28 protein-coding genes are annotated in these 23,134 nt (G+C 41.5%); 25 read left to right on the top strand and 3 right to left on the bottom strand.

The annotated features are described in order from the left end of the window. The 11 genes from K4I03_RS02440 to K4I03_RS02390 all read left to right on the top strand — a co-directional run bounded on the left by K4I03_RS02440 (nucleotide 1) and on the right by K4I03_RS02390 (nucleotide 10,909). A complete protein-coding gene (locus tag K4I03_RS02440) occupies nucleotides 1-471 on the top strand; it encodes an 8-oxo-dGTP diphosphatase (RefSeq protein ID WP_227963601.1) in 471 nt (156 codons plus the stop codon). A gap of 22 nt (nucleotides 472-493) precedes the next feature. Further along, nucleotides 494-1,318: a ZIP family manganese transporter TmpA gene (gene tmpA, locus K4I03_RS02435; RefSeq protein ID WP_227963600.1), complete on the top strand. Its 825-nt coding sequence runs from the start codon at nucleotides 494-496 to the stop codon at nucleotides 1,316-1,318. A 134-nt stretch (nucleotides 1,319-1,452) separates the two neighbouring features. Beyond that, nucleotides 1,453-2,322 carry a glucose-1-phosphate thymidylyltransferase RfbA gene (rfbA, locus tag K4I03_RS02430; protein WP_002897349.1) on the top strand — a complete coding sequence of 290 codons (870 nt, stop codon included), beginning with the start codon at nucleotides 1,453-1,455 and terminating at the stop codon, nucleotides 2,320-2,322. 4 nt (nucleotides 2,323-2,326) lie between these two features. Further along, nucleotides 2,327-2,920, top strand: coding sequence for a dTDP-4-dehydrorhamnose 3,5-epimerase family protein (locus K4I03_RS02425; RefSeq protein ID WP_227963599.1), 594 nt, complete (start codon nucleotides 2,327-2,329; stop codon nucleotides 2,918-2,920). A 213-nt stretch (nucleotides 2,921-3,133) separates the two neighbouring features. After that, a complete protein-coding gene (gene rfbB / locus K4I03_RS02420; RefSeq protein WP_227963598.1) occupies nucleotides 3,134-4,180 on the top strand; it encodes a dTDP-glucose 4,6-dehydratase in 1,047 nt (348 codons plus the stop codon). 203 nt (nucleotides 4,181-4,383) lie between these two features. Continuing rightward, a complete protein-coding gene (locus K4I03_RS02415) occupies nucleotides 4,384-4,983 on the top strand; it encodes a hypothetical protein (protein ID WP_227963597.1) in 600 nt (199 codons plus the stop codon). A 90-nt stretch (nucleotides 4,984-5,073) separates the two neighbouring features. Next, complete coding sequence (locus K4I03_RS02410; protein WP_227963596.1) at nucleotides 5,074-5,934, top strand: GNAT family N-acetyltransferase; 861 nt, start codon at nucleotides 5,074-5,076, stop codon at nucleotides 5,932-5,934. A gap of 64 nt (nucleotides 5,935-5,998) precedes the next feature. Continuing rightward, the gene (locus K4I03_RS02405) at nucleotides 5,999-6,631 is read left to right on the top strand and encodes a copper homeostasis protein CutC (RefSeq protein WP_227963595.1); all 633 of its coding nucleotides are present in this window, start codon (nucleotides 5,999-6,001) and stop codon (nucleotides 6,629-6,631) included. A gap of 34 nt (nucleotides 6,632-6,665) precedes the next feature. Further along, the gene (locus K4I03_RS02400) at nucleotides 6,666-7,337 is read left to right on the top strand and encodes an MmcQ/YjbR family DNA-binding protein (protein WP_227963594.1); all 672 of its coding nucleotides are present in this window, start codon (nucleotides 6,666-6,668) and stop codon (nucleotides 7,335-7,337) included. An 88-nt stretch (nucleotides 7,338-7,425) separates the two neighbouring features. Further along, nucleotides 7,426-9,168 carry an ABC transporter ATP-binding protein gene (locus tag K4I03_RS02395; RefSeq protein ID WP_227963593.1) on the top strand — a complete coding sequence of 581 codons (1,743 nt, stop codon included), beginning with the start codon at nucleotides 7,426-7,428 and terminating at the stop codon, nucleotides 9,166-9,168. Nucleotide 9,169: 1 nt separating this feature from the next. Beyond that, nucleotides 9,170-10,909, top strand: a complete 1,740-nt coding sequence (locus K4I03_RS02390) for an ABC transporter ATP-binding protein (RefSeq protein ID WP_227963592.1) — start codon at nucleotides 9,170-9,172, stop codon at nucleotides 10,907-10,909. A 49-nt stretch (nucleotides 10,910-10,958) separates the two neighbouring features. Here the strand turns inward: K4I03_RS02390 and K4I03_RS02385 are convergent, their stop codons facing one another. Next, nucleotides 10,959-12,278, bottom strand: coding sequence for an aminotransferase-like domain-containing protein (locus K4I03_RS02385; RefSeq protein ID WP_227963591.1), 1,320 nt, complete (start codon nucleotides 12,276-12,278; stop codon nucleotides 10,959-10,961). A 39-nt stretch (nucleotides 12,279-12,317) separates the two neighbouring features. On the opposite strand from K4I03_RS02385, the gene K4I03_RS02380 reads away from it, so the two are divergent. Both K4I03_RS02380 and K4I03_RS02375 read left to right on the top strand, forming a co-directional pair. Further along, nucleotides 12,318-13,184, top strand: a complete 867-nt coding sequence (locus K4I03_RS02380; RefSeq protein WP_227963590.1) for a pyridoxamine kinase — start codon at nucleotides 12,318-12,320, stop codon at nucleotides 13,182-13,184. Continuing rightward, nucleotides 13,165-13,764, top strand: a complete 600-nt coding sequence (locus K4I03_RS02375) for an ECF transporter S component (RefSeq protein WP_227963589.1) — start codon at nucleotides 13,165-13,167, stop codon at nucleotides 13,762-13,764. The genes K4I03_RS02380 and K4I03_RS02375 overlap by 20 nt, the downstream gene beginning before the upstream one ends. 28 nt (nucleotides 13,765-13,792) lie before the next feature. Here K4I03_RS02375 and trhA read toward each other — a convergent pair whose 3' ends face one another. Beyond that, entirely contained in the window at nucleotides 13,793-14,440 is a 648-nt protein-coding gene (trhA, locus tag K4I03_RS02370; RefSeq protein WP_002900134.1) for a PAQR family membrane homeostasis protein TrhA, read from the bottom strand. Continuing rightward, nucleotides 14,424-14,885, bottom strand: coding sequence for a DUF1836 domain-containing protein (locus K4I03_RS02365; protein ID WP_002920914.1), 462 nt, complete (start codon nucleotides 14,883-14,885; stop codon nucleotides 14,424-14,426). Before K4I03_RS02365 ends, trhA begins: the two co-directional genes overlap by 17 nt. A gap of 129 nt (nucleotides 14,886-15,014) precedes the next feature. On the opposite strand from K4I03_RS02365, the gene K4I03_RS02360 reads away from it, so the two are divergent. The 12 genes from K4I03_RS02360 (at nucleotide 15,015) to K4I03_RS02305 (ending at nucleotide 23,128) form a co-directional block, all read left to right on the top strand. Next, complete coding sequence (locus K4I03_RS02360) at nucleotides 15,015-15,599, top strand: VanZ family protein (protein WP_227963588.1); 585 nt, start codon at nucleotides 15,015-15,017, stop codon at nucleotides 15,597-15,599. Between the two features lie 16 nt (nucleotides 15,600-15,615). Further along, entirely contained in the window at nucleotides 15,616-16,344 is a 729-nt protein-coding gene (yaaA, locus tag K4I03_RS02355) for a peroxide stress protein YaaA (RefSeq protein ID WP_227963587.1), read from the top strand. A 62-nt stretch (nucleotides 16,345-16,406) separates the two neighbouring features. Next, a complete protein-coding gene (locus tag K4I03_RS02350) occupies nucleotides 16,407-16,706 on the top strand; it encodes a TIGR04197 family type VII secretion effector (protein WP_227963586.1) in 300 nt (99 codons plus the stop codon). Further along, entirely contained in the window at nucleotides 16,706-17,065 is a 360-nt protein-coding gene (locus K4I03_RS02345) for a hypothetical protein (protein ID WP_168955626.1), read from the top strand. The genes K4I03_RS02350 and K4I03_RS02345 overlap by 1 nt, the downstream gene beginning before the upstream one ends. Beyond that, a complete protein-coding gene (locus K4I03_RS02340) occupies nucleotides 17,056-18,720 on the top strand; it encodes a polymorphic toxin type 44 domain-containing protein (protein ID WP_227963585.1) in 1,665 nt (554 codons plus the stop codon). Before K4I03_RS02345 ends, K4I03_RS02340 begins: the two co-directional genes overlap by 10 nt. After that, nucleotides 18,717-19,217 carry a hypothetical protein gene (locus tag K4I03_RS02335; RefSeq protein WP_101771448.1) on the top strand — a complete coding sequence of 167 codons (501 nt, stop codon included), beginning with the start codon at nucleotides 18,717-18,719 and terminating at the stop codon, nucleotides 19,215-19,217. Before K4I03_RS02340 ends, K4I03_RS02335 begins: the two co-directional genes overlap by 4 nt. A 116-nt stretch (nucleotides 19,218-19,333) precedes the next feature. Beyond that, nucleotides 19,334-19,849: a hypothetical protein gene (locus K4I03_RS02330; protein ID WP_227963584.1), complete on the top strand. Its 516-nt coding sequence runs from the start codon at nucleotides 19,334-19,336 to the stop codon at nucleotides 19,847-19,849. Between the two features lie 274 nt (nucleotides 19,850-20,123). After that, nucleotides 20,124-20,789: a hypothetical protein gene (locus K4I03_RS02325; RefSeq protein ID WP_227963583.1), complete on the top strand. Its 666-nt coding sequence runs from the start codon at nucleotides 20,124-20,126 to the stop codon at nucleotides 20,787-20,789. A gap of 39 nt (nucleotides 20,790-20,828) precedes the next feature. Further along, nucleotides 20,829-21,329 carry a hypothetical protein gene (locus K4I03_RS02320; protein ID WP_227963582.1) on the top strand — a complete coding sequence of 167 codons (501 nt, stop codon included), beginning with the start codon at nucleotides 20,829-20,831 and terminating at the stop codon, nucleotides 21,327-21,329. Nucleotides 21,330-21,391: 62 nt separating this feature from the next. Continuing rightward, entirely contained in the window at nucleotides 21,392-21,946 is a 555-nt protein-coding gene (locus K4I03_RS02315; protein WP_227963581.1) for an ABC transporter permease, read from the top strand. Nucleotides 21,947-22,043: 97 nt separating this feature from the next. Beyond that, nucleotides 22,044-22,586, top strand: a complete 543-nt coding sequence (locus K4I03_RS02310) for a hypothetical protein (RefSeq protein ID WP_227963580.1) — start codon at nucleotides 22,044-22,046, stop codon at nucleotides 22,584-22,586. Then, nucleotides 22,583-23,128 carry a hypothetical protein gene (locus K4I03_RS02305; protein WP_227963579.1) on the top strand — a complete coding sequence of 182 codons (546 nt, stop codon included), beginning with the start codon at nucleotides 22,583-22,585 and terminating at the stop codon, nucleotides 23,126-23,128. The genes K4I03_RS02310 and K4I03_RS02305 overlap by 4 nt, the downstream gene beginning before the upstream one ends. Nucleotides 23,129-23,134 lie beyond the last annotated feature (6 nt).

The following is a 23,134-nucleotide window of genomic DNA, read 5'->3' as shown; positions in this document are numbered from 1 at the left end:
ATGACAGAAACCATTTTGAATTGGGTCAATATTTGTGTAAAAAAAGATGAAGAAATCCTACTGCTTAATCGCCGGCATGATAATTTTAAAGGGTGGATACAACCGGGCGGGAAAGTGGAGTTTCCAGAATCTTTTTTTGAAGCTGCAAGGCGCGAATTAAAAGAAGAAACGGGGCTAACTGCTCTAAACATGGAATTGAAGGGAATTTCAGGCTTCACTAATCCGAGTAAAGAAGAACGTTATGTGTATTACGATTTTCTTTGTACTGCCTTTGAGGGGCAAGTCAGGGGAAACGATCATGAAGGGGAACCAAAATGGTGGAAGATTTCTGAACTTGACCAAATAGATATGCAGGACGACATACGTGAACGTTTGCCCCTCTACTGGCGGAAAGGCTCTTTCGAGCGGATTCATTACTGGAATGAGGAAGAACACTGTATCGAGGAAACCAAGACGATTTTGTATGATTGATTTCAGAGGATAAGGAGAAGTTATGGACTGGTTACGATCGCAGCCTGTAGTTATGCAGGCATTCTTGGCTGGGCTTTTTACATGGGGATGTACCATTGTGGGCTCGGCTGTTGTATTTTTCTTTAAAAAGGTCAGTCGCAAGTTGCTGGATATTATGATGGGCTTTGCGGCAGGCGTCATGATTGCGGCTTCCTTTTGGTCGCTTCTGGCACCGTCGATTGAGTATGCCCAAAGTTCTTATGGCAAGCTGTCCTGGCTGCCGTCAGCGATTGGCTTTCTAGTGGGAGGTTTTTTCCTGAGGTTGATTGATGCAGTGGTACCTCACTTGCACTTGAGCAAAGACATTTCGGAGGCAGAGAGTGTTCCTGAGCATAGCCGAAAGAAGCTGTCCAAGACGGCTCTGCTCTTCTTAGCCATTACCATTCACAATTTTCCAGAAGGTTTGGCAGTCGGAGTAGCCTTTGGTGCTTTGGCCGCCAATCCTAGTCCGGAAGCCTTTGTCGGTGCGATTGGCCTAGCTTTGGGAATTGGCCTGCAAAACGTCCCAGAAGGAGCGGCTCTATCCATTCCGATTCGGACGGACGGCAAGTCTCGGCTTAAAGCCTTTTACTGGGGCTCCATGTCTGCGATTGTAGAGCCAATCGGAGCTGTTCTGGGAGCAGTAGCTGTTATGGCCATGACGGCTATTCTGCCCTATGCCCTTTCCTTTGCAGCAGGAGCTATGATTTTCGTGGTGGTAGAGGAGTTGATACCGGATTCGCAGACCAATGGCAATACTGATGTGGCGACTTTAGGTCTGATGGTGGGCTTTGTTCTCATGATGGTCTTGGATGTGGCTTTGGGATGATGTCAACTTGGAATCAAAGAACGGAAGAAAGTGGAATTTCCGCTCTTTTTCTTTTATTTAAGGGTAGTGAAAAGGATGACATCCGCTTTCAAAAATGGTAGAATAAGGAGAATACATTAAGAGAGGAAACTCATATGAAAGGTATTATTCTTGCAGGTGGTTCTGGTACACGTTTGTATCCATTGACCCGCGCTGCGTCAAAACAGCTCATGCCGGTTTATGACAAACCCATGATTTATTATCCATTGTCAACTCTTATGCTGGCTGGTATCAAGGACATCTTGATTATCTCCACTCCAACAGATTTGCCTCGTTTTGAGGATCTGCTGGGTGATGGCTCTGAGTTTGGTATCAAGCTCTCTTATGCAGAGCAGCCAAGTCCGGACGGACTTGCACAAGCCTTTATCATTGGGGCTGATTTTATTGGAGATGACCGCGTGGCGCTGATTCTTGGGGATAATATTTACCATGGACCAGGTCTGAGTAAAATGCTTCAAAATGCTGCTGCTAAAGAAAAAGGGGCAACTGTTTTTGGCTACCATGTTAAGGATCCAGAACGCTTTGGTGTAGTAGAATTTGATGAAAATATGAATGCTATCTCCATCGAAGAAAAACCGGAACAGCCGCGCTCTAACTATGCAGTGACAGGACTGTATTTCTATGATAACGATGTTGTAGAAATTGCCAAGAACATCAAACCAAGTCCTCGCGGTGAATTGGAAATCACTGATGTTAACAAGGCTTACTTGGATCGTGGTGATTTGTCTGTTGAGCTTATGGGACGTGGTTTTGCTTGGTTGGATACAGGTACTCATGAAAGTCTTTTAGAGGCAGCTCAATATATCGAAACAGTTCAGCGGATGCAGAACGTTCAGGTGGCGAATCTGGAAGAAATTGCCTATCGTATGGGTTATATCACTAAAGAGCAAGTGCACGAATTGGCGCAGCCATTGAAAAAGAATGAATATGGCCACTATCTCTTGCGCTTGATTGGAGAAGAATAAGAAGATGACGGAACAATTTTTTGATAAGGAATTAGCAGCGCGTGAGGTTCTTGGAATTCCAGGTATGCTGGAGTTTGACATCCCTGTTCGTGGAGACAACCGAGGCTGGTTTAAGGAGAATTTCCAAAAGGAAAAAATGCTGCCGTTAGGTTTTCCTGAAAGCTTCTTCGCAGAAGGAAAACTGCAGAATAATGTCAGCTTTTCTCGTAAAAATGTCCTGCGTGGTCTTCATGCTGAGCCATGGGATAAGTACATTTCAGTCGCTGACGATGGTAAAGTACTAGGCTCATGGGTAGACTTACGTGAGGGTGAAACCTTTGGTAACACCTACCAGACAGTCATCGATGCCAGCAAGGGGATTTTTGTGCCGCGTGGTGTAGCCAACGGCTTCCAAGTCCTTTCTGACACGGTTTCTTATAGCTATCTGGTGAATGACTACTGGGCTTTGGAACTCAAACCGAAGTATGCCTTTGTCAACTATGCAGACCCAGCTTTAGGCATCCAGTGGGAAAACTTAGAAGCAGCAGAAGTCTCAGAAGCAGACAAGAACCATCCATTACTCAAGGATGTTAAACCTCTAAGAAAAGAAGATTTGTAAGAAGAGTGAATAGAACAAGTGTTTGAATATATTATCTATTTCTTGCTGATTATATTCTATTTTCTTATTTCTCTAGGACCATTAGGATTCATTCTGATGATGGTTCTCCTCTTTTTGTTTATTTTCTTAGCCCTTTATATAATTTCAAAATTACTATTTTTTACGAAACAAATAATTCCTTATTTTGTTTTATTATGGAGAAAAAATAAATCAATGACTGAATATAATAAAATTATCGTGACAGGTGGAGCTGGTTTTATCGGTTCTAACTTTGTCCACTATGTTTACAATAACTTTCCAGATGTCCATGTGACAGTGCTGGACAAGCTGACTTACGCGGGTAATCGTGCCAATATTGAAGAAATTTTAGGCGACCGCGTTGAGTTGGTTGTTGGAGATATTGCTGATGCAGCCTTGGTAGATAAGCTTGCTTCTGAAGCTGATGCTATCGTTCACTATGCGGCAGAAAGTCACAATGATAACTCGCTCAATGACCCGAGTCCATTTATCCACACCAATTTCATCGGAACTTACACACTTTTGGAAGCAGCACGTAAGTACGACATTCGTTTCCACCATGTGTCGACTGATGAAGTCTATGGAGATCTCCCTCTGCGTGAAGATTTGCCAGGTCTTGGAGAAGGGCCAGGTGAAAAATTTACAGCTGAAACCAAGTACAATCCAAGCTCGCCTTATTCATCAACCAAGGCAGCTTCAGACTTGATTGTTAAAGCTTGGGTGCGCTCATTTGGTGTCAAAGCGACTATTTCTAACTGTTCAAACAACTATGGTCCTTACCAGCACATCGAGAAGTTCATTCCGCGCCAGATTACCAATATCTTGAGCGGTATCAAGCCAAAACTTTATGGCGAAGGTAAAAACGTCCGTGACTGGATTCATACTAATGACCATTCATCAGGTGTTTGGACGATTTTGACCAAGGGTCAAATCGGCGAAACTTACTTGATTGGTGCTGATGGCGAGAAGAACAACAAGGAAGTGCTGGAGCTGATTCTCAAGGAAATGGGACAGCCAGCAGATGCTTATGACCATGTGACAGATCGTGCCGGCCACGACCTCCGCTATGCCATTGATGCCAGCAAGCTCCGCGATGAGCTAGGATGGAAGCCAGAGTTCACCAACTTTGAAGCGGGTCTCAAAGAGACGATCAAGTGGTACACGGACAACCAAGACTGGTGGAAATCTGAAAAAGAAGCAGTAGAAGCTAATTATGCTAAGACTCAGGAAGTAATTAAGTAAGAATAGGCTATCTATGATGAGCCTTGTAAAACTAGCGCTATGTGATTGAGAGGCTGGGATTATCTGTCCCAGCCTTTTCTCACAGGATTGTTAGCTTTTTAATATGTTTGTTACAGAAAATTATGCAAAAATAGTGTAAAATAAGATAAATCCTTTCTGTGTTTTTAGCTAAAGGGATTTTCTCAAATTAAAGGAATACAAACATGAAAATGGTAAAAAGAGTAGTGGGAATTGCTTTGGTGCTGTTTCTTGCAGCGGTGCTGTTTCTGGTTCCTGCATCTGTTAATCAAAGTGAACAATTAAAGAATGTTCAAGGCAGTGCTTCCTGGATGAGTATTATTGAGCCGGCTTTGAGCAATGCCAATGTGACGGCACAGGGAGTCAGCACGGAGGTTTCTCTCAATAGCGTCCAGCTTAATCAGGTGCTCAAGTCTTCTCTGACTGACTCTGAGAATCAGGAGCTGCTGAACAGTGTTTACAGTATTGAAGGCAATAAGCTGCGCATCCAGTATCCAGTCAAATTGCTCTTCATTGGCAGTAAGCTGGACCTAGAGGTGGATGTGACGGTGAGAGATAATGTCTTGCACATCACAATCGATAGTGCCAAGCTGGGCTCTCTTCCTATCCCTAAATCTTGGGTGACAGGCATGCTGAAGCAACAAATGCAGGCCTCTAATTCATCTATCACAACGGAGGGAGATAGTTTCCTTCTAGCTCTGCCGCAGAGTCAATTCAGCATTAACAAGATTAGCTTCCAGAACGGTGCTGCTAAAATCCAGTTCAGCATGGGTTATGGAATCTAAAAAAGAAAACTTCATTTGAGGAGGAGCCCTTCCGAATCAAATGGAGTTTTTATACTATTATTTGAATAATGTCATTGTGAGGGAGAGAAGATGCCTATTCCTAATATCCAGCAAGAGGAGCTGATTGTTATTGATGACAATCTGCGTTTGCGGGCCTATGATGGCCAGTTTGAGTTAGCCTTAGATTGGTATCAAGATCCAGATACGATTTATATGATTGATGGCAGAAGAGATCCCTATCCGCCGGAGCGAGTTCAAAGAATGTATGAATATCTTGCTAGGCAAGGTGAAGTGTATTTTATTGAAGTATGGGAGCAGGAGTGTTGGTTGGCTATTGGGGATGTGACCTTTTGGCAAGATGATTTGCCGATTGTCATTGGAAAAGCGGACTACCGTGGGAAAGGAATTGGCAAGAAAGTTCTTTCTGCTTTGATGCAGCGCGCACGCAATCTAGGCTATCAGAAACTAGCAGTTCAAGAAATTTATGATTTCAATCAGCCCTCTCGCAGTTTGTTTGAGTCGCTTGGTTTCTATCCAACTCTTGCTACAGAGAAAGGCAGATCCTATACACTTGATTTGACCTTGCCCATAGCGCAGATCCAGCCCAGTCAGTTCTACCTTTCACGGGAAAAGCTGGACAGGATTAGCATTGATTTTGACCAACAAGAACTTGAAGCTTTACCTGTCAAGCGCATGGATGGAAAAGTTTTCTTTACTGATGGACATAGCAGAGCCTTTAAGGCATATCAGGCTGGCCTCTCTCATATCCCCATCTATTATGATAGGGATGAGCTTAACTGGGATTTTTATCAATACTGTGTTCAGGCTTGTCAAGAAAGAGGCATCTTCTCGATAGCTGATTTACAGAACCGCATCTTATCCAAGGAAGACTATCAGACCAATTGGCTTGATTGGTGTAAAAGAGAAGCTAGAAAATTTGATAAGAGCTGATATTGAGAAGTTCTTGTGTTATAATAGATAGAGGAAATCAATATATTAAATCAGAGGTGAGATGATGCTTTATGAATTTTGTGCGGAAAATGTAACCTTGTTAGAAAATGCTATGAAGGCGGGAGCCCAGCGGATTGAGCTCTGTGATAATCTGGCTGTCGGAGGCACGACACCCAGTTACGGCGTAATTCAAGCAGCAGTTGACTTAGCCAAGCCTTACGGTGCGACTGTAATGACCATGATTCGGCCACGGGGCGGTGATTTTGTTTACACTGATCTTGAAATTGAGATTATGCTGGCAGATATCCAAAAAGCCAAGGAAGCCGGTAGTCAGGGAGTGGTTTTTGGTGTCTTGACGGAGAAGAACGAAATAGATGTTTCGAAGATGCAGCGCCTGCTAGAGGCTTGCAAAGGACTGGAAGTAGTCTTCCACATGGCTTTTGACTCAATCCCAGCTGAATACCAGTTTGGCCAAATGGACTGGCTGATTGAGAACGGTGTCCAGCGAATTTTGACCCACGGAGGACCTGCTAATGAGCCGATTGAGGAGCATTTTGCTTGGCTAGATGAATTAATCGAGCATGCTGCTGATCGGATTGATATCATGCCGGGAGGTGGCATTCATCTAGGCAATCGTCAGCAAATTATAGACAGTCTGGCAGTAGACCAGCTGCATGGAACTAAAATTGTATTTTAAGGAGGGGTAAGCTGCGCTAGCAGCGGCTAAGTAGATGTTGGAACTATTTGAAAAATACAAGGCTAATCCAGATAAGCTTCAGACTTACGGTTTTAAGGAGTCTGATGGAGCTTACCGTTTCTCGCAGAAGATTATGAAGGGTGACTTTCGCTTGGAAGTGACTATCAGAGATGGAGAGCTGGACTATCAGGTTTTTGACTGTGACACTGATGACGCTTATCTGCAGGTCAAGATGGAGCAGGTGACGGGGGAGTTTGTCGGTCAGGTTCGTGAAGCTTGTCAGGCAGCTCTTCTGGCTATCCGTCAGCACTGTTTTGACGAAGTTGGCTTTCTCTATGAGCAGAGTAAGCGACTGCGGGATCACGCGGCTGAGGTTTATCAGGGGCAAATAGAGTACCTCTGGGAGAAGTCATCCAGAAAGAGCTCGACTAAAGCAGGGGTTTTCCGCCATCAGGACAGTAAAAAATGGTATGGGGCTTTTCTGACCACAGACTGGTCTAAGTTTGAAGCAGAGCGAAGCGGCGATATTGAGGTGCTAAATGTTAAGAATGACCATGTGGCGGAGCTGATTCAGAAAAAGGGGATTTACCCGGCCTTTCACATGAATAAGAAATATTGGCTCAGTCTGCCCTTGAATGATACCCTGAGCGATCAGGAAATCTTTGATTTACTGGCTGTTAGTTACCAGCTGACCAGTAAAAAATAAAATCGAAAACACAGCGCTCCAATCCGCTGTGTTTCATTTTTCCTCAAAAAACAGTATAATAAAAAGACTAGTAAGAATAGGAGAAATTATGGACCTCATTAGAAAATTAGCCTGGTTTTTTAAGTTAGAAAAGCGGCGCTATATCATCGGTATCTTGGCCTTATCCTTGGTCAGCGTCTTCAATCTGATACCGCCTAGAGTCATCGGTCAGGTTATTGACCGAATTGCTAGCAAACATCTGACTTCTCAAGAGCTGCTCTTTAATTTGCTGTTGCTGATTGCTTCAGCTTTTATCATGTATGGCCTGCGCTATGTCTGGCGCCTTTATATCTTAGGGACATCCAATAATCTGGGACGAATTCTGCGCTCTCGATTGTTCGAGCACTTTACTCACATGTCCCCCTCTTTTTATCAGAAATACCGTACAGGGGATTTGATGGCTCATGCGACCAACGATATCAATGCAGTTGTTAGTCTGGCTGGTGGTGGAGTCATGTCAGCTGTGGATGCTTCTATTACAGCCTTGGTAACCCTGCTGACCATGTTTTTCGTTTTGGACTGGCGGCTGACCTTGATTGCCATTGTGCCCATGCCTTTCTTGTCGTGGGGCACGGGCTTGATTGGTCGAAAGAATCATGAAAGTTTTAAGGCTGCTCAAGAGGCATTTTCAGATTTGAACAATAAGGTACAGGAGAGCGTTTCAGGGATTCGAGTGACCAAGTCCTTTGGCTATCAGGAAGCGGAGACTCAGTCTTTTGCCAAGACCAATCAGGAAGTCTACGAAAAAAACGTTTTGGCTGCCAAGTACGATTCTCTTTTTGACCCCTTGGTTTTGCTTTTTATCGGTCTTTCTTATGTTTTGACCTTGATTTTCGGTGGGATTTTTATCTCCCAAGGGCAGTTTACCATAGGAGAGTTGGTTACCTTTATCACTTATCTGGATATGCTGGTTTGGCCGCTGCAGGCTACAGGCTATCTTTTTAACATCGGCCAGCGAGGGGCTGTTTCTTATGAGCGAATTGAGAAACTGCTGGCTCAGGAGTCAGATGTCAAGGAAGCTGAACAACCCCTTTCTCATGCGGAAAATGGTCGATTAGATTATGACATTCGGAAGTTTTCTTATGCCGAGGAGACTAGTTTATCGGATATTCATTTTTCCATTGAGCAGGGACAGACACTGGGAATTGTCGGTCAGACGGGCTCAGGGAAGACCACTCTTCTGCGCTTGCTGCTGCGGGAGCAGGATATTCAGGAGGGGGCTATCTATCTGAATGGCCATGATATCCGGGAGTACCGCCTCAAAGACTTGCGCCGTCTTATCGGCTATGTACCACAGGAACAGATGCTCTTTGCTCTGTCCATTCGGGACAATATCCGCTTTGCTAATCCCCAGCTGACAGATAGCCAGGTTCTAGCTGCCGCTCAACTATGCGGTGTGTATGAGGATATTCAGGTTATGCCAGAGGGGCTGGATACGGTTGTCGGTGAGCGGGGTTTGTCTCTGTCTGGTGGACAGAAGCAGCGCTTGGCGATGAGTCGGGCTATTATTACCAATCCTGAAATTCTGATTTTGGATGACTCCCTGTCGGCTGTTGATGCCAAGACGGAGCATCTGATTTTGGAAAATCTAAAGTCAGAGCGTGCTGGCAAGACAACCATCATCACAGCTCATCGGCTGTCGGCCTTGGTGCATGCAGACCTGATTTTGGTTATGGAAGAGGGACGGATCAAGGAACGGGGCACTCACCAAGAGCTACTGGAGCAAAAGGGCTGGTATGCCCAGACTTATCACAATCAGCAGCTGGCAGAAAGCTTGAAGGAGGAAGATTAATATGAAAAAGAAAGCAACTTTTCATCGCCTCCTAGGCTATATGTGGCGCTACAGGATAGTGAGCAGCATGGCCTTGACCTTCATTCTGCTGACGACTCTGGTCACAACAGCATTGCCGCTTCTGGCCCGCTATTTTATTGATCAGTTTATCGGCCGTAACCAAGCCTGGGCTGGCCTGCCTTTGCTGGCTCTTTACTATGGTCTTTTCCTCTTGCGGGTACTTTTTACTTTCTTGGGAAAGTATTTCTTTGCGCGTGTGGCTCAAAGTGTGGTTCGGGACTTGCGACAGGAAAGCTTTGCCAATATCCAGCGTCTGCAAATGGCTTATTTTGATAGAACGCCAGCTGGTGCTATCGTTTCCCGCCTGACTAATGATACTCAGGCAGTAGCAGATATGTTCAGTGAGATTTTTTCTAATTTTTTGAGCTCCTTGCTGATTTTAGTTGTTACTTTGAGCGCTATGTTTGCCCTCAACTGGCAATTGACCCTGATGATTGCTCTCTTTTTACCTTTGATGGCAGCCTCTATCTTGCTCTATCAGCATCTATCCAATCGTCAGCTAAAGCAGGTTAGGAATAAGCTCAGCGATTTAAATGTCAAGCTATCTGAGAGTATTGAAGGGATGCGAATTATTCAGGCATTCGGGCAAGAGAAGCGCTTGTTGCGGGAATTTGAAGAAATTAACGGTCAGCATTTAGGATTCACCAATCGCTATCTCAATATCAATAGTCTCTTTCTGAGGCCGGCCATGTCTCTGCTGAAAATCTTGGCTTATGGAGTGATTCTGACTTACTTTGGCCTGACTTGGCAAGTGGCGGGAATTACGGCTGGTATTATGTATGCCTTTATCCAGTATGTTAATCAGCTTTTTAATCCTTTAATTGATGTTATGCAGAATTACTCTGTTTTACAGACATCTATGATTGCTGCGGAGCGGGTTTTTGAAATCATGGACCGTACTGACTACGAGCCTGAGCAGGCTAACCAAGACTTGCAAATCCAAGATGGCAGCATCGAATTCAAGCATGTTTCCTTTTCTTATGATGGAAAACGAGATGTTTTGCGGGATATCTCCTTTTCAGTCAAAAAAGGGCAGACGATTGCCTTTGTGGGTTCGACTGGCTCTGGCAAGTCCTCCATTATCAATCTCTTTCTGCGTTTTTATGAATTTGAGCGGGGGCAGATTTTGGTTGATGGACGCGATATTAAAGACTATAGTCAGGCGGAGCTGCGGCGAAAGATTGGCCTTGTTTTGCAGGAACCCTTCCTTTATCACGGTACCGTTGCTTCCAATATCCAGCTTTACCAAGAGCAGCTGACGCGAGAAGAAATTATAGAAGCGGCTAAGTTTGTAGACGCTCATGGCTTTATCAGTCAGCTACCTCAAGGCTATGATTCCCCTGTGACTGAGCGGGGAGCGACTTTTTCCAGCGGTCAACGGCAGCTTCTAGCCTTTGCCAGAACCATCGCCACCAAGCCTAAAATCTTGATTTTGGATGAGGCGACAGCTAATATTGATTCAGAGACAGAGGAACTTATTCAAGGCTCACTGAGAAAAATGCGGCAGGGGCGGACAACCATTGCCATTGCCCACCGTCTGTCTACCATTCAGGATGCCGACTGCATTTATGTCTTAGACAATGGCCGCATTATCGAATCCGGCAGCCACGAAGAATTGCTAGCTCAAGATGGCACCTATAAGAAAATGTACCAACTGCAGGCTGGGATGATGGAGTCTTGAAAAACCTGATTATAAATGAAAGGTGTAGAATTCCGAATGAATTCTACATCTATTTTAAATAGTCTTTTAATTTCTCTACATTTTCTTCTAAGTTATCATAAGGAAGCTTGGCATACTGGTAAGGGCAGCTAGCAAGGTAGCTTTGTTCAAAGAAGTCAAGCGGAAGGCTGCTGTGTTTGAGAGCACTGACAGAAGAAAGTGACCTCAAGTCTAACAGAATGCCGTCCTTGGTCAGATAGCTGGCTAGTGGCAGCTGAGCTTGCTCCAGTAGTATCTGCGCCTTTCTTGCTTCCTCTTCTTGAAGCTGCAGCAGCGCCAGCCTATTTTTTTCAAACATGAGACTGTCGATGTAGAGCGATAGGGCCTTCTGCATGATGAGGTTGCTGTCATAGTCCACGGCACTTTTATAAGCGATAAAGGTCTTTTGAATCTGGGGCGGAAGGAGCAGGGCGGTGATTCTTAGGGCTGGGAAAAGGCTGGTAGAAAAAGATTTGATGTAGATGACCCGCTGGCTATTGTCTAGATAATGAAAGGTTAGCTCCCGCCGGCTATCAAAGTCTGATAGGTAGTCATCTTCTACGATATAGACATCATAGAGCTGGGCCAGTCGAAGAATCTCTTCCTTGTCCTGCCGACTGTAGGAGTGGCCCAAGGGATAATGAAAACGCGGGATAGTGTAGAAAAACTTGATCTTTCCGCTTTTAAAAATCCTCTCCAGTTCTTGCAGGTCAATCCCCTGTGGTGTTCTTTCAATGGTTTCATAAGGAAGTTTTTGCGCTAGCAGAAGATCATTAATCCGATGGTAGGTCGGCTGCTCTACTAAGATATGCTCTTTTTGGTTGGGAAAGTCAATCTGTGAGAGGATATAGAGGGCCTGCTGGGTGCCGGAAGTCAGAACTAGCTGATCCCTAGAAGCATAGACAGCAGAGTCCAACATTAACTTTTGCACAGAGAGGCGCAGATCCTCCAGTCCTTCCTGCTGAGGGTAATAGTTGAAGAGATAATTTTCCCGGCCGATCAGAGTTTCATTTACACAGAGTCGGAAATCCTCATAGGCTTGGTGGCGGTCATCCCTCACAGGCAGCTCCAAATCCAGCTTTTCTTCCTGAGCATTCTCCAGCACATAGTAGCCGCTTTTGGGAACGGCATAGATGTACTTCTGATACTTGAGCTCAATCAGAGCCTTTTGCGCAGTATCCTTGCTACAGTGATAACGCTCTGCCAGCTTCCGGACAGAAGGAATTTTCTGACCAGTTGTCAGTTTTCCCTCTTTAATATCCTTAGTAATCTTATCGACGATGCGTTGGTATTTTGCTTTAACCATGAAACTGTCCCCACACAGATTTGATTTTTTCATATTGTAACTCATTTTCAGATATTTTACAATAGAGAGCAAGTAGGAGGAGTCATGAAAACAAAAACAGTCATTCTGGCCACAGATATTTCTGGCTTAGGTAAGGTTGCCGCAACAGCTGCCCTGCCGCTCTTTGCAATTTGCCAGCTAGAGGTGGCCCTCTTGCCAACCATGATTTTATCGTCCCATACAGGCGGTTTTCCAGACGTCTATATAGATGATTACACGCATGGGATGCTTGCTTTTTTGAAACAATGGCAGAGCCTGGAATTCGACTTTTCAGCTCTGGTAACAGGATATTTGAAATCTGACATACAGGTGGAAAATTTGTTGCGCTTTAAAAAGGAAAAAAGCTTGCCCCTTATCGTGGATCCTATCATGGGAGACAAGGGGACTTTTTATCAGGGATTTTCAGATGCCCATCTAGACCATATGCGTCGCCTCTGCCAACATGCCGATTTGGTTCTGCCTAATTTGACGGAAGCCTGTTTGTTGTTAGAAGAATCCTACGAAGAGAGTTTATCAGAAGATAGATGGGAGGACTACAGCAAACGTTTGGCTGAGTTAGGACCGAGCAAGGTCTTGCTAACTGGCTTGCCCATGAAAGAAAATCAGATTGGTGTGGCCTATTTTGATGCGGCAACAGAGGAGTTTAACCTCTTTTCTAGTCCAGCTTTGCCCCAGCAATTTTTTGGAACGGGTGATATATTGACGACACTTGTAGCTGCGGCTTTTGTTCAGGGGATTGACATCAAGCAAGCCCTGCCGGTGATTTTGAAGTTTATTGAAAAGAGCTTGGTACTTAGCTTTAAAGAGCAAATAGATCCAAAGAAGGGCGTTTTTTACCAGCCCTATCTAGGAGAGCTTTTCGCTGATTTTCAAGCCTTAATGGAGGAAAGAGATGAAGAAACAAACACTTGATTTGCAAACCTTAACCATGATTAGTTTATTTGCTGCTTTGATTTTTCTGAGTATTCAGTTTTTTAAAATTCCTGTCGGAGCTCAGTTTATTCACTTTGGGAATGCGCTGGTGGTAGTGGGTTGTCTGATTTTTGGCAGTAAGCTCGGTTTTTTAGCAGCTGCCATTGGACTAGGAATATTTGACTTGTTAAATGGTTATGCGGCAGAAATCCCAATTATCTTGTTAGAAGCACTTGCGGTGGCCGTGGTGATTCATTTTCTGTATGAGGGACTCTTTCAGAGAAAGGATAAACTAAGAAATATTCTTATGACAGCAGTAGCAGCTGCTTTGGTGAAGATTGTGCTCAATATTTTCAAGTACACTCTGACAGGAACACTGTTTGGTGGGAGTAGTTTACCAGCAGCCTTTTTACTGGCAGTAGCTGAGATTACTGGTACATTTGGCTCCAGTCTAGCGACAGTCATCGCTGTCCCAATCTTATATCCAATCTTTAAGCAAGTCAGAAAAGCGCACAAGCAAAGAAGACCACTGAAAAGTAAGGATGAATCAATAAACAGCATAAAAAAAGAAACCGTTTGAGAATCCTCAGACGGTTTTGTATTTTTTCTTACATAAAGTAAACGATAGCAAGGTATTGCAGGGCAGAGGCCGCTAGAATGAAAAGGTGCCAAATCATGTGGAAGTAGGGCTTCTTTTGAGCATAGAAGCCAGCTCCTACAGTATAGCAGAGGCCACCAGCCAGCATGAGTCCCCAGAAGACTGGTCCGGTTTGACCGATAATCTGCGGAATGATAAAGACCACCAGCCAGCCCATAATCAGATAGAGAGCCAAGCTGAATTTTTCATTGACCTTCTTAGCGAAAATCTTATAGAGAATGCCAAAGATGGTGGTGCCCCACTGGATAGCAATGATGAGATAGCCAAACCAGTTATTCATCAGCGACAGCACGACTGGTGTGTAGCTGCCAGCGATGGCGATATAAATCATGGAGTGGTCGATAATGCGCAAGATATACTTGTGGGTCGAGCCATAGGACATGGAGTGATAGACTGTCGAGGAGAGGAACATGAGAAAGAGGCTAATGACAAAGATAGAAGTTCCGACAGCGGCCACCAACCCGTGCCCTTCATAGCTATAAATAGCTGAGATAGGCAGCAGAATCAGCATCAGAACGGCCCCTACCGCATGGGTAACAGCGTTGGCAATTTCCTCTCCGAAGGATAGTTTTTTACTGAGTTTAAGCGCGTAGTTCAAGATTTTCTTCCTCCTCATTTGGTACTTGGATTAGGGATAAGGTCTTTTGATAGAGTTTGACCGTCTGGCAGGCTGTGGAAATGATGGGGGCCACCTCCAGCTTGCTACCGTTCATATAGTCAACGAAGTCATCATAAAGTTCTCGCGAATCTGCTTCTTTATGCAACATATTTAAAGTAGCTGAAATTTCCTGGATAGAAAAGACCGTTTTTAAGGTCGTAATGGCAATCAAGCGAGCTACTTGGCGGCGTTGATATTTTTTCTTGACCGGCTTGGCAATATAGCCATGCTTGACATAGTTGTTAATCATAGAAGCGGTCAATCCCTTGTCAGCGGCTGAAATGGAAGAGCCACAGACATTGTTTACATAGAGCAGAACTTGGTCTAAATATAGCTCCAGTTCTGGTAATTCGTCCCATTTTGGAAAAACTTGTTGAGCGTTCAAATCTTTATCACTTTCTTATCTAGTCTTTATAACTAGATGATAACATCTCTGTAAATCAAAGTCAAGCAAAAAATAGAATGTCCCATTGAAATTTGATATAATCTTAAAAAGAAGAAAGGGAGGTTTCAGATGAAAAAACAAATAATCTTTGATATGGCAGCCTTCCTAGGCAGTCTGATTTTCTGGTCTTGGCTCTATATGCGCTTTTTTTATGCCTACGTAGCCGTCGTCTTTTACAAGAATCAGCCAGAGTGGAACCTGCTGATACCAGCTTCTATCATTCTGACTTTGACAGCTATCAGCTCGCTTTTTATTCGTGGCCTCTATAGTCGGCATATTCCTCGTTGGCTGGTGCTAGCCAGTTATGCCCTCTATTTTCTCATTCTATTCTATGCGCTCTTTTTGAAAAATATCGGCAGGCAGGGCTTTAGTTTGGACCTGCAGTCTTTTACCTATAATTGGATTTATGGAGATAAGCTTGTACCAACCATGAATATCATTATGTTCATCCCGCTGGGCTTTCTCTGCAAGCTATCATGGAAACATGTGGCTTATTTTACCTTGGCTATCAGTCTGGTTGAGGGGAGCCAATATCTCTTTCACCTTGGCATTTTTGACTTGGGTGATATCTTGACCAATCTGCTAGGCTTCATCATCGGCAGCTATCTACTAGAGACAGCCTTGGGAAAATGGGTTGTCCTCCATATTCACTAAATGAAAGAAGGTAACTATGAAAATTCTTATCCCAACTGCGAAAGAGTTGAATCTAACCGCACCATCTGCAATTCCTAATCCACCTTCAGCACAAACTCAATCTGTGTTGGATGAGTTGGCAACCATGTCAGTAGCTGACTTGGCATCATTTTATAAAATCTCCCCAGAAAGAGCGGAGGTAGAGTGGCAAGCCATTCAGGCTTTGCGAGAAGGAACTGCGCAGCATGCTCCAGCCCTTTATCTTTTTGATGGACTCATGTACCGTCATATCAAGAGACAGGACTATACCAGGGAGGAAAGTCAGTATATCGAGAAGCATCTTGCCATCACATCAGCGCTTTACGGTGTCATCCCAGCCCTGGAGCCCATAGCGCCCCATCGCTTGGACTTTATGATGCCACTTAAACTAGATGGGAAGAGTCTCAAGGCATTTTGGAAAGAAGCTTATGACCAGGCTCTGGCAGAAGATGAGGTGATTTTCTCCCTCCTGTCCAGCGAGTTTGAAACAGTCTTTTCCAAGGAAATTCGCCAGCGCTTGATAGGCTTCAAGTTTCTAGAAAATCGAGGCGGCAAGCTAAAAGTCCATTCGACCATTTCTAAAAAAGCGCGTGGTGAGTTTTTAACAGCTCTTATAACTAACCAAGTGACAGAAGTCAAACAGATGAAAAAATTAAGCTTTGCAGGCTTTACTTACCGACCTGACCTGTCTAGTGAACAAGAGTTGGTTTATGTCAAGGAAGTGTGAAAAGGGAAATCAATTTTTATAATATCTACGTAATATTTTTGTGATAAAATTGTTATAAAAAAATGAATTTTCTAAGGAGTTTTAGAACTATGGGAAAAATCAAGTCGGATAGTATTTCCGCTCAGAATGCTATTAGTGAATTGGTTGGGGTAGATACAAGTGACAAGCAAAATCAGCAGGTAGAGTTCAGCTATACTACAGAGATTGCTGGGATGGAAGCAGGCCGTCAGGTATGCAATCAAATGCTGCAGGCTGTCAGTGACTTTAGCGCAGCAGTCCTGACTCAGGCTAATAAATTTCCTGATATAGCTTATAAAATTGAAAAGCGTGATGTAGAGCAAGCGCAACGTTGGAGCAAATGATGATAAAAGATAAAAATCAAGAAAAACGTGAGCAATTACATAAGCAGATTATTCAGCTTGAGAATCAAGAAGAAGATCTTTTAGTTCTCAAAAGGCGTTATGAAGAGAAGGTAATGGATTTTCGTACAGATATTTGGACGATGAATGCCCAAATAGAAAACTTGATAGATCCCGTATCAGAGACTAGTTCTACTAATCGTAAAATATGGGAAGAAAACCAAGCCTTGCAGCAAGCAATTGACAGCTACGTAGAGCAAGAGTTGGACAATGTTTCCAAACAAACAAGGAAAGTTCGGCAAAAATTAGATGAAAATCGAGAAAAATTGACGAAAGAAAGGAACTCTTTACCATGGGAGTAAAGTACAGTGCGTCAGAGTCTTCACAGCTGATGGAGGCTATGTCTAGTAATATTCAAGTGGCTAATGAGGTGACAGACCGATTGTCTCAGGGATGTGACCACCTAATAGCTACCCTAGACTCAGGAGAACTCATGGGAGCAGCTTATACAGCAGGGAAAGGCCTCTTTTCAGAGATTATCATTCCTGCCATTAAGAAGCTACAGACTGCAGTGGACGACATTCAAACGGAGTTAAATTCATACAGAGTTGCCGATGCTCAGGTATCAGGGTATGGAAACCTTGATCTGGAACAGCTGAAGAAGACGAAAGAATTGAGAGAGCAGCAGCTAGCCTCTGTCAAAAAGGCTATTGAAGCTAAAGAATCTTTCTTAGAGCGCATGAAGTCTATTGCTACATTTAATATCGTTTCTCACATGCAGTCTCTGGTGATTCTTTCTAGTGCAGAATCGCAAATTGAATCACAAATCAAAGAATTGGAAGAGAAGATTGAAAAGCTGGAGTTCTTTGTCGCTCAAGTTTCTCAATATTTCAGTGATAGTCTGGAAGTCCTCCGTCTAGCTATCCAAGGAGCTAGCCAGCTAAGCCAAGTCCTAGTAGACAGCAACGGTAATCACTATGTTGATGGAGTGGATATGAGCTGGGTCAAGAAGATGAAAGAGCAGAAGATTGAGAGCATAAAATATGATTCTTCTAAGAAAACCAAAGACTTGCATAAAGAGTATCAAAGTATTTTAGACAAGTTGGAAAAGGGCAAAGAGCTGAGTGATAAGGAATTTGAAACCCTAGAATCTTATGCTCGACGTTATCCGAAAGCTCAGTTACCAGAAATTGTCACCAACAAGCTGATGACAGAAGCTACTAATAGAGCTAATCCAGAGAAACTACAGGAAAAGGTTGAGAAAATCAAAAAGAGTGATAAAACTTCGACCGAAAAAGCAAACCTAATCGTCAAAGCTTATGAAGATTATCTGTTTTACAATAATAGAGCTGCTTTTGATAAGTATTGGAAGAAACGAAAGGCGATGGATGATGATTGGACGAGTAAGGATCCAAATATGATTAAGAAGAAAGAAAAAATTGAAAAGGAATTCAATGATTCTTTATCAAACTCTAGAGTTAATGTAAAAGAAATAGCCCAGCAACTTGGGGATGATGTTCTAGATGTAAAAAAAATGGAAGATGGGAAGAGAGCAGAACTAATACAAAAGGGGAGAGAGACCTGGAAGAGTCCTGGAGACAATGGAGTGACAGATACTTCTGTTCTGATTGGAACAAAATTAGGAGATAATGCTACCTTCATTGATTTAGTCAATACCAAACAACCTCTTGACCTTAAAAATCGTGTCTATAGAGAAGATTACCCATTTTCAGTTTGGGGTCGCCAATGGGAAGAAGGGATGAAATCAGACTACATGGGAAATTACCTCTTTGGCTATGTTGGAAAAGGATATCTAGAATCAAGTGATGACTATTTAAAATATGGTGCTGGAGCTGCCCAATTTGTCTCGGATAAGTTCAGTACAGTAGAAAAATTTGGTACTGAAGCACAAGTTAAGTATATTATGAGTATAGCTAATGGACAATATGGTGATAATCCTGGAGATGCACAAGACATCCAAGATGGTATGGACGATTATAAGGAGATTCACAAATGACCTTGAAAAAACAATGGAATTGGAATTTAGGTTGTAGTTTATTGCTTGTTGGAGTTCTGGCATCTGCTTTTCTCTTTTATTTATGGGCACAAAATCTTGGTAAATATACCCTACAACCTGGACAGTCGATCAGCCTAACGGTCAATCCTCGGATACAGGATGTGGAATATTATTCAGAGTTAATTCTAAAGAAAAATGATAAAAATAAACTAGAGTTAAATGGCAGAGAGTATTGGTCTGTAAGTGGTAGTGAGTTACATTATGATTTAAGTAATCAAAATGTGTTCAAATGGGTCAGAGATGAGTCGGGAGAGTTGACTGAATCTTATGTAGAAAATAGTGATTTAGCTGATATTTATATAGAAAAATCAAATTTAATTATTCAGTATCAAGGTGAAAAAGCTTTTGACGTCACGAATAACAAACCCTATACTATCACCATCACCAATGTAGACAATAAACCAGCTAAATTTGAGGCTCAAGTGGTGGACAAGTAAGGAAAAACATTGGCAACAACTTATAAATTAGCAATCAAGTAACAGATCGAATACGGATGAGCATAAAAAATCAAAAGAAGATTTTTATAATTATTTGAAGCGAGGAGAAGATAAAAATGTCGGTACGTAAAAAAATAATAAGCATCCTATTTTTGATAATAACTGCTTTTGTTATTTGGTTGCTCTTTGGGCCTGGTGATAAACCTGAACCAGATTTTTCTTCTGCCAATAAAATTGAATTACTGGCAAGTATCCTCGCAGGTAACAACGAGGATATTATCCGAGATGCTGGCTATGGAATTCCGGATGACCCGGTGGTTCGCCGATGGGGGATAAATAAACTTAAAATACCTGGGGAATTAAACTTGGATGTACGCCCACCGACTAGTTTGGAAGACAGTGAGCTTCTAGTTCTTTTTTCTACTATGATTAATGGTAAAGAAACAGATGTAGCGTTTTTCTTAGATAAAAAATTGAATTTAATTGATTCGAGTTATGATTCTATAGAGGAAGGTGGTACTGGGGAAAAAATTGAAATAGATGAGACTCAAGAAAAAGAGCTACTACATCAGGTTCAAACAGAATTGAATCAGTTCTTTGAAAAAATGAAACAGCAACTAGCTTCTAAATAAAGTGTGAGATATTGTGAACAGGGAATAGTGAAGCCTTTCTTGTAGATCATGGTAAAACTGTTGAAGAGGAAAAATCAGGAATACTTTTTGACTATTTAGAAAGAGGGGCTGATACAATGTTCGTTAAATTCAAACGCTATAAATACCTGACTATTGTTTTGTCCCTACTTCTGATCCTTATTCCTTCCTATTTTGCTTATGATCGTTATCAATGTGACGCTTTTAAGCGTGCTTATGAACAAAAAACAATTTTGGGGAGAAGTAAAATTTAGAGATGTTTGGAAAACAGAATAGGGAAACTAATACTAAGGTTAGCTTACTTCAGAATTATTTCAAAACAAAACCTGCCCAATCTTTCTTAATGCTCATTGTGCTTGTTTGGTCAGTATACGAGATTGGTGCGACCAGTCTGGCTAGCAACTCGGCCTTGACCAAGGAATTCATGCATAGTCGGTATGTTATGGTTTGGCCAATGGTAGATAAGAAGGCGAATCTATACCATTATGCGGAAGAATGGACTAGTAACATTTTGGATGGCATTATGCATCTAGACTATGAAAATATAAAAATGACCTGTTACCCTAGTAAATATGATGATCAGGTCTCCGCTCAATACAATCAGATTCCTAATAAGGAAAATTACGCGATTTCATTTCCTTTAGACGAATCGTTGTCCAAATCAAATTTTTCGACATTAGACACTAGATACTATCTCATACCAAAGAATGCTGCTATTGTGGAGCAAAAGACGGGTAAGACTATTGAGGAATTAACTCATGAGATAGGATATGCAAGGAAAAACTTCTTGTCAGCTCTTGGAAAGATGAAAATCCTTCGTTTGGTCTATTTGATTCTTCGTATGATAGTACTGTTGCTATGTATCAGGTTGTCGGGTCAGCGGAGAAAATTGAAAGAGAACGAAATCTTACAGAATGGATAGAGATCCAAGATGGTATGACGACTATAAGGAGATTCACAAATGACCTTGAAAAAACAATGGAATTGGAATTTAGGCTGTAATTTATTGCTTATTGCAGTTCTGGCATCTGCTTTTCTATTTTATCTATGGGCACAAAATCTTGGTAAATATACCCTACAACCTGGACAGTCGATCAGCCTAACGGTCAATCCTCGGATACAGGATGTGGAATATTATTCAGAGTTAATTCTAAAGAAAAATGATAAAAATAAACTAGAGTTAAATGGCAGAGAGTATTGGTCTGTAAGTGGTAGTGATTTACATTATGATTTAAGTAATCAAAATGTGTTCAAATGGGTCAGAGATGAGTCGGGAGAGTTGACTGAATCTTATGTAGAAAATAGTGATTTAGCTGATATTTATATAGAAAAATCAAATTTAATTATTCAGTATCAAGGAGAAAAAATTTTTGATGTGACAAACAACAAACCTTACTCCATCACCATCACCAATGTAGACAATAAACCAGTTAAATTTGAGGCTCAAGTGGTAGATAGGTAAAGTTTAGGAAGAATTTGATTTCTCTCAGTCCTAGTTTTTTATTAATATGATGGTATTGAAAAATGAAGAAAACGAAATCTATGGTTATCATAGGCGGCTTTCAAGGTCGAAACATCTTTTATGATGTGAAAAGAAAAAAAGTATATTCTAATAAAGTAAATGAGAGAGTTTTTCCTAATCTCAGATGGTTAGTAATCTCCTTTGGAATTCTAGGAAATGCTTTTCTCATTCAAGTAAACAATATAAAATTTGAATCCCCTATTTTCAAAGTAATTGTTTTATGTACGACTCTTATTCTTATATCTTTGGTTTGTCACTTTGGATTTAAAGATGAGTATTTAGGGCAAAACGTTGAGGTGTTTAATCCCAAATTATATGAACATGTTGGTTGGTTGAATTTTTTAGAAGAAGAGAGAAACCGATTATACATTCTGCTTATTACATTTGCAGTGAGTTCCTTCTTGACTGTTTTTCAAATGAGAGAATATTTGAACGCTCCTACTATGACAAACTTAATAGAAGTTATTGCCTTTTATTTTATATTTTATATGGCAATAGCCAAAAGCAATTTTATGAAAAGAATGACGGCAGTAAAGCAATTGATGAAAAATAAATAAAGAGTTTTAGCTTATAATCTATGGATCAAGGTAATGTATGAACAATTATTGAATGGAAGTGCTATGATTATGAACCGTCTCTACTTGGAGTAAATCAATGAATAAGAATGTATTTTGGTTGGGTAATTTCAGAGATAAAAATATTTTTTATGATAGAAAAACTGGACAACTATACTCTATAGATAAGAAAGAAGAGAAAGCTCCTAATCTCACTTGGGCTATTCTGCCTGCTTCCTTTCTTTTACGAAACATTTATTCAGAAGCAACAGCACCTCAGGTTGCCAGTGTGCCTATCAGAATATTTATTTTGTGTTCGACTGTTCTCAGCGTTTTAGTTTTGATAATATTTGTTCTAAGAAATATTAGAAAAGGAACTATGAAAAATTTTAATCAGAAACTATATTTTGACTGGCCTAATTTTCTTTATAACCAACAAACACAATGTAAAGGAATATTGTTTTTTGGGACTATACTATTTTTTACGTCAATTAAATTTATAATTGATTATTATTTTTCAGGAAGCTTCCTTTATTTTATGGGTATAATTGGTTTTCTCCCGGCATCTGGGCTCATTTTAATAGGAAATAGACCGTTAGAGAAATTGATTATCCTTAAAAGATTGGAAAAGCAATTAAAATGAAGAAAAAAGAATATTTAACCTATCTCTTGACTTTTCAGGGGAGAAACTATTATATGAACCTAAAAACGGATAAAATTTATGCAAATGTTCATAGTCCACAATTCCATCTGGATCTCACGAAATATGTTCTCGCAGCTAGCATTATGCTGCTACATGGATTTACTTCTGTTTCGAATAGCCACTTGTCCTTCCTGTGGAAGTTAATCTTGCTAGTTTTGGGTTATGTTTTTGTTGGATATCTAGTAGAATTGCTTGCAAGGACAAATAAAGAGCCGTCATTTAACGAGTTTCATTTTGAAACACTACCTATAAAAGATGAGTTTTTATATATTTTTAGTCGAAATGTATATGGGAAGTTTGGAATTGGCATGATTTTTGCTGTTTTTGCCATCTATCAATCTGTTGAGTATTTAAGCAAAGGCAGCTATTTGTCTTATTTGCTAAGTGACATGGGCTTCTTTATTGCTTATTTTGGTCTTATAAGGTCCCATTTATTCAAACAGATAAAAGTTCCGAAAAGTTTAAAAAAGAAAAATACTTAGAATTCT

It is taken from the genome of Streptococcus sanguinis (genome assembly GCF_020729725.1).
Taxonomy (GTDB): Bacteria; Bacillota; Bacilli; order Lactobacillales; family Streptococcaceae; genus Streptococcus; species Streptococcus sanguinis_V.
Note: the sequence above shows the minus strand (reverse complement) of the source record. Positions and strands in the feature narration are given on the sequence as shown.

Excerpts from the sequence above, each read along its gene's own strand:
- K4I03_RS02380 (WP_227963590.1), top strand. The coding sequence starts at position 12,318 with ATGAAAACAAAAACAGTCATTCTGGCCACAGATATTTCTGGCTTAGGT.
- K4I03_RS02405 (WP_227963595.1), top strand. The coding sequence starts at position 5,999 with ATGCTTTATGAATTTTGTGCGGAAAATGTAACCTTGTTAGAAAATGCT.
- K4I03_RS02335 (WP_101771448.1), top strand. The coding sequence starts at position 18,717 with ATGACCTTGAAAAAACAATGGAATTGGAATTTAGGTTGTAGTTTATTG.
- K4I03_RS02415 (WP_227963597.1), top strand. The coding sequence starts at position 4,384 with ATGAAAATGGTAAAAAGAGTAGTGGGAATTGCTTTGGTGCTGTTTCTT.
- K4I03_RS02385 (WP_227963591.1), bottom strand. The coding sequence starts at position 12,278 with ATGAGTTACAATATGAAAAAATCAAATCTGTGTGGGGACAGTTTCATG.
- K4I03_RS02315 (WP_227963581.1), top strand. The coding sequence starts at position 21,392 with ATGAAGAAAACGAAATCTATGGTTATCATAGGCGGCTTTCAAGGTCGA.
- K4I03_RS02345 (WP_168955626.1), top strand. The coding sequence starts at position 16,706 with ATGATAAAAGATAAAAATCAAGAAAAACGTGAGCAATTACATAAGCAG.
- K4I03_RS02425 (WP_227963599.1), top strand. The coding sequence starts at position 2,327 with ATGACGGAACAATTTTTTGATAAGGAATTAGCAGCGCGTGAGGTTCTT.
- K4I03_RS02375 (WP_227963589.1), top strand. The coding sequence starts at position 13,165 with ATGAAGAAACAAACACTTGATTTGCAAACCTTAACCATGATTAGTTTA.
- K4I03_RS02360 (WP_227963588.1), top strand. The coding sequence starts at position 15,015 with ATGAAAAAACAAATAATCTTTGATATGGCAGCCTTCCTAGGCAGTCTG.
- K4I03_RS02330 (WP_227963584.1), top strand. The coding sequence starts at position 19,334 with ATGTCGGTACGTAAAAAAATAATAAGCATCCTATTTTTGATAATAACT.
- K4I03_RS02325 (WP_227963583.1), top strand. The coding sequence starts at position 20,124 with ATGTTTGGAAAACAGAATAGGGAAACTAATACTAAGGTTAGCTTACTT.
- K4I03_RS02340 (WP_227963585.1), top strand. The coding sequence starts at position 17,056 with ATGGGAGTAAAGTACAGTGCGTCAGAGTCTTCACAGCTGATGGAGGCT.
- K4I03_RS02395 (WP_227963593.1), top strand. The coding sequence starts at position 7,426 with ATGGACCTCATTAGAAAATTAGCCTGGTTTTTTAAGTTAGAAAAGCGG.
- K4I03_RS02310 (WP_227963580.1), top strand. The coding sequence starts at position 22,044 with ATGAATAAGAATGTATTTTGGTTGGGTAATTTCAGAGATAAAAATATT.
- K4I03_RS02390 (WP_227963592.1), top strand. The coding sequence starts at position 9,170 with ATGAAAAAGAAAGCAACTTTTCATCGCCTCCTAGGCTATATGTGGCGC.
- tmpA (WP_227963600.1), top strand. The coding sequence starts at position 494 with ATGGACTGGTTACGATCGCAGCCTGTAGTTATGCAGGCATTCTTGGCT.
- K4I03_RS02440 (WP_227963601.1), top strand. The coding sequence starts at position 1 with ATGACAGAAACCATTTTGAATTGGGTCAATATTTGTGTAAAAAAAGAT.
- K4I03_RS02305 (WP_227963579.1), top strand. The coding sequence starts at position 22,583 with ATGAAGAAAAAAGAATATTTAACCTATCTCTTGACTTTTCAGGGGAGA.
- K4I03_RS02410 (WP_227963596.1), top strand. The coding sequence starts at position 5,074 with ATGCCTATTCCTAATATCCAGCAAGAGGAGCTGATTGTTATTGATGAC.
- rfbB (WP_227963598.1), top strand. The coding sequence starts at position 3,134 with ATGACTGAATATAATAAAATTATCGTGACAGGTGGAGCTGGTTTTATC.
- K4I03_RS02320 (WP_227963582.1), top strand. The coding sequence starts at position 20,829 with ATGACCTTGAAAAAACAATGGAATTGGAATTTAGGCTGTAATTTATTG.
- K4I03_RS02400 (WP_227963594.1), top strand. The coding sequence starts at position 6,666 with ATGTTGGAACTATTTGAAAAATACAAGGCTAATCCAGATAAGCTTCAG.
- rfbA (WP_002897349.1), top strand. The coding sequence starts at position 1,453 with ATGAAAGGTATTATTCTTGCAGGTGGTTCTGGTACACGTTTGTATCCA.
- yaaA (WP_227963587.1), top strand. The coding sequence starts at position 15,616 with ATGAAAATTCTTATCCCAACTGCGAAAGAGTTGAATCTAACCGCACCA.
- K4I03_RS02350 (WP_227963586.1), top strand. The coding sequence starts at position 16,407 with ATGAATTTTCTAAGGAGTTTTAGAACTATGGGAAAAATCAAGTCGGAT.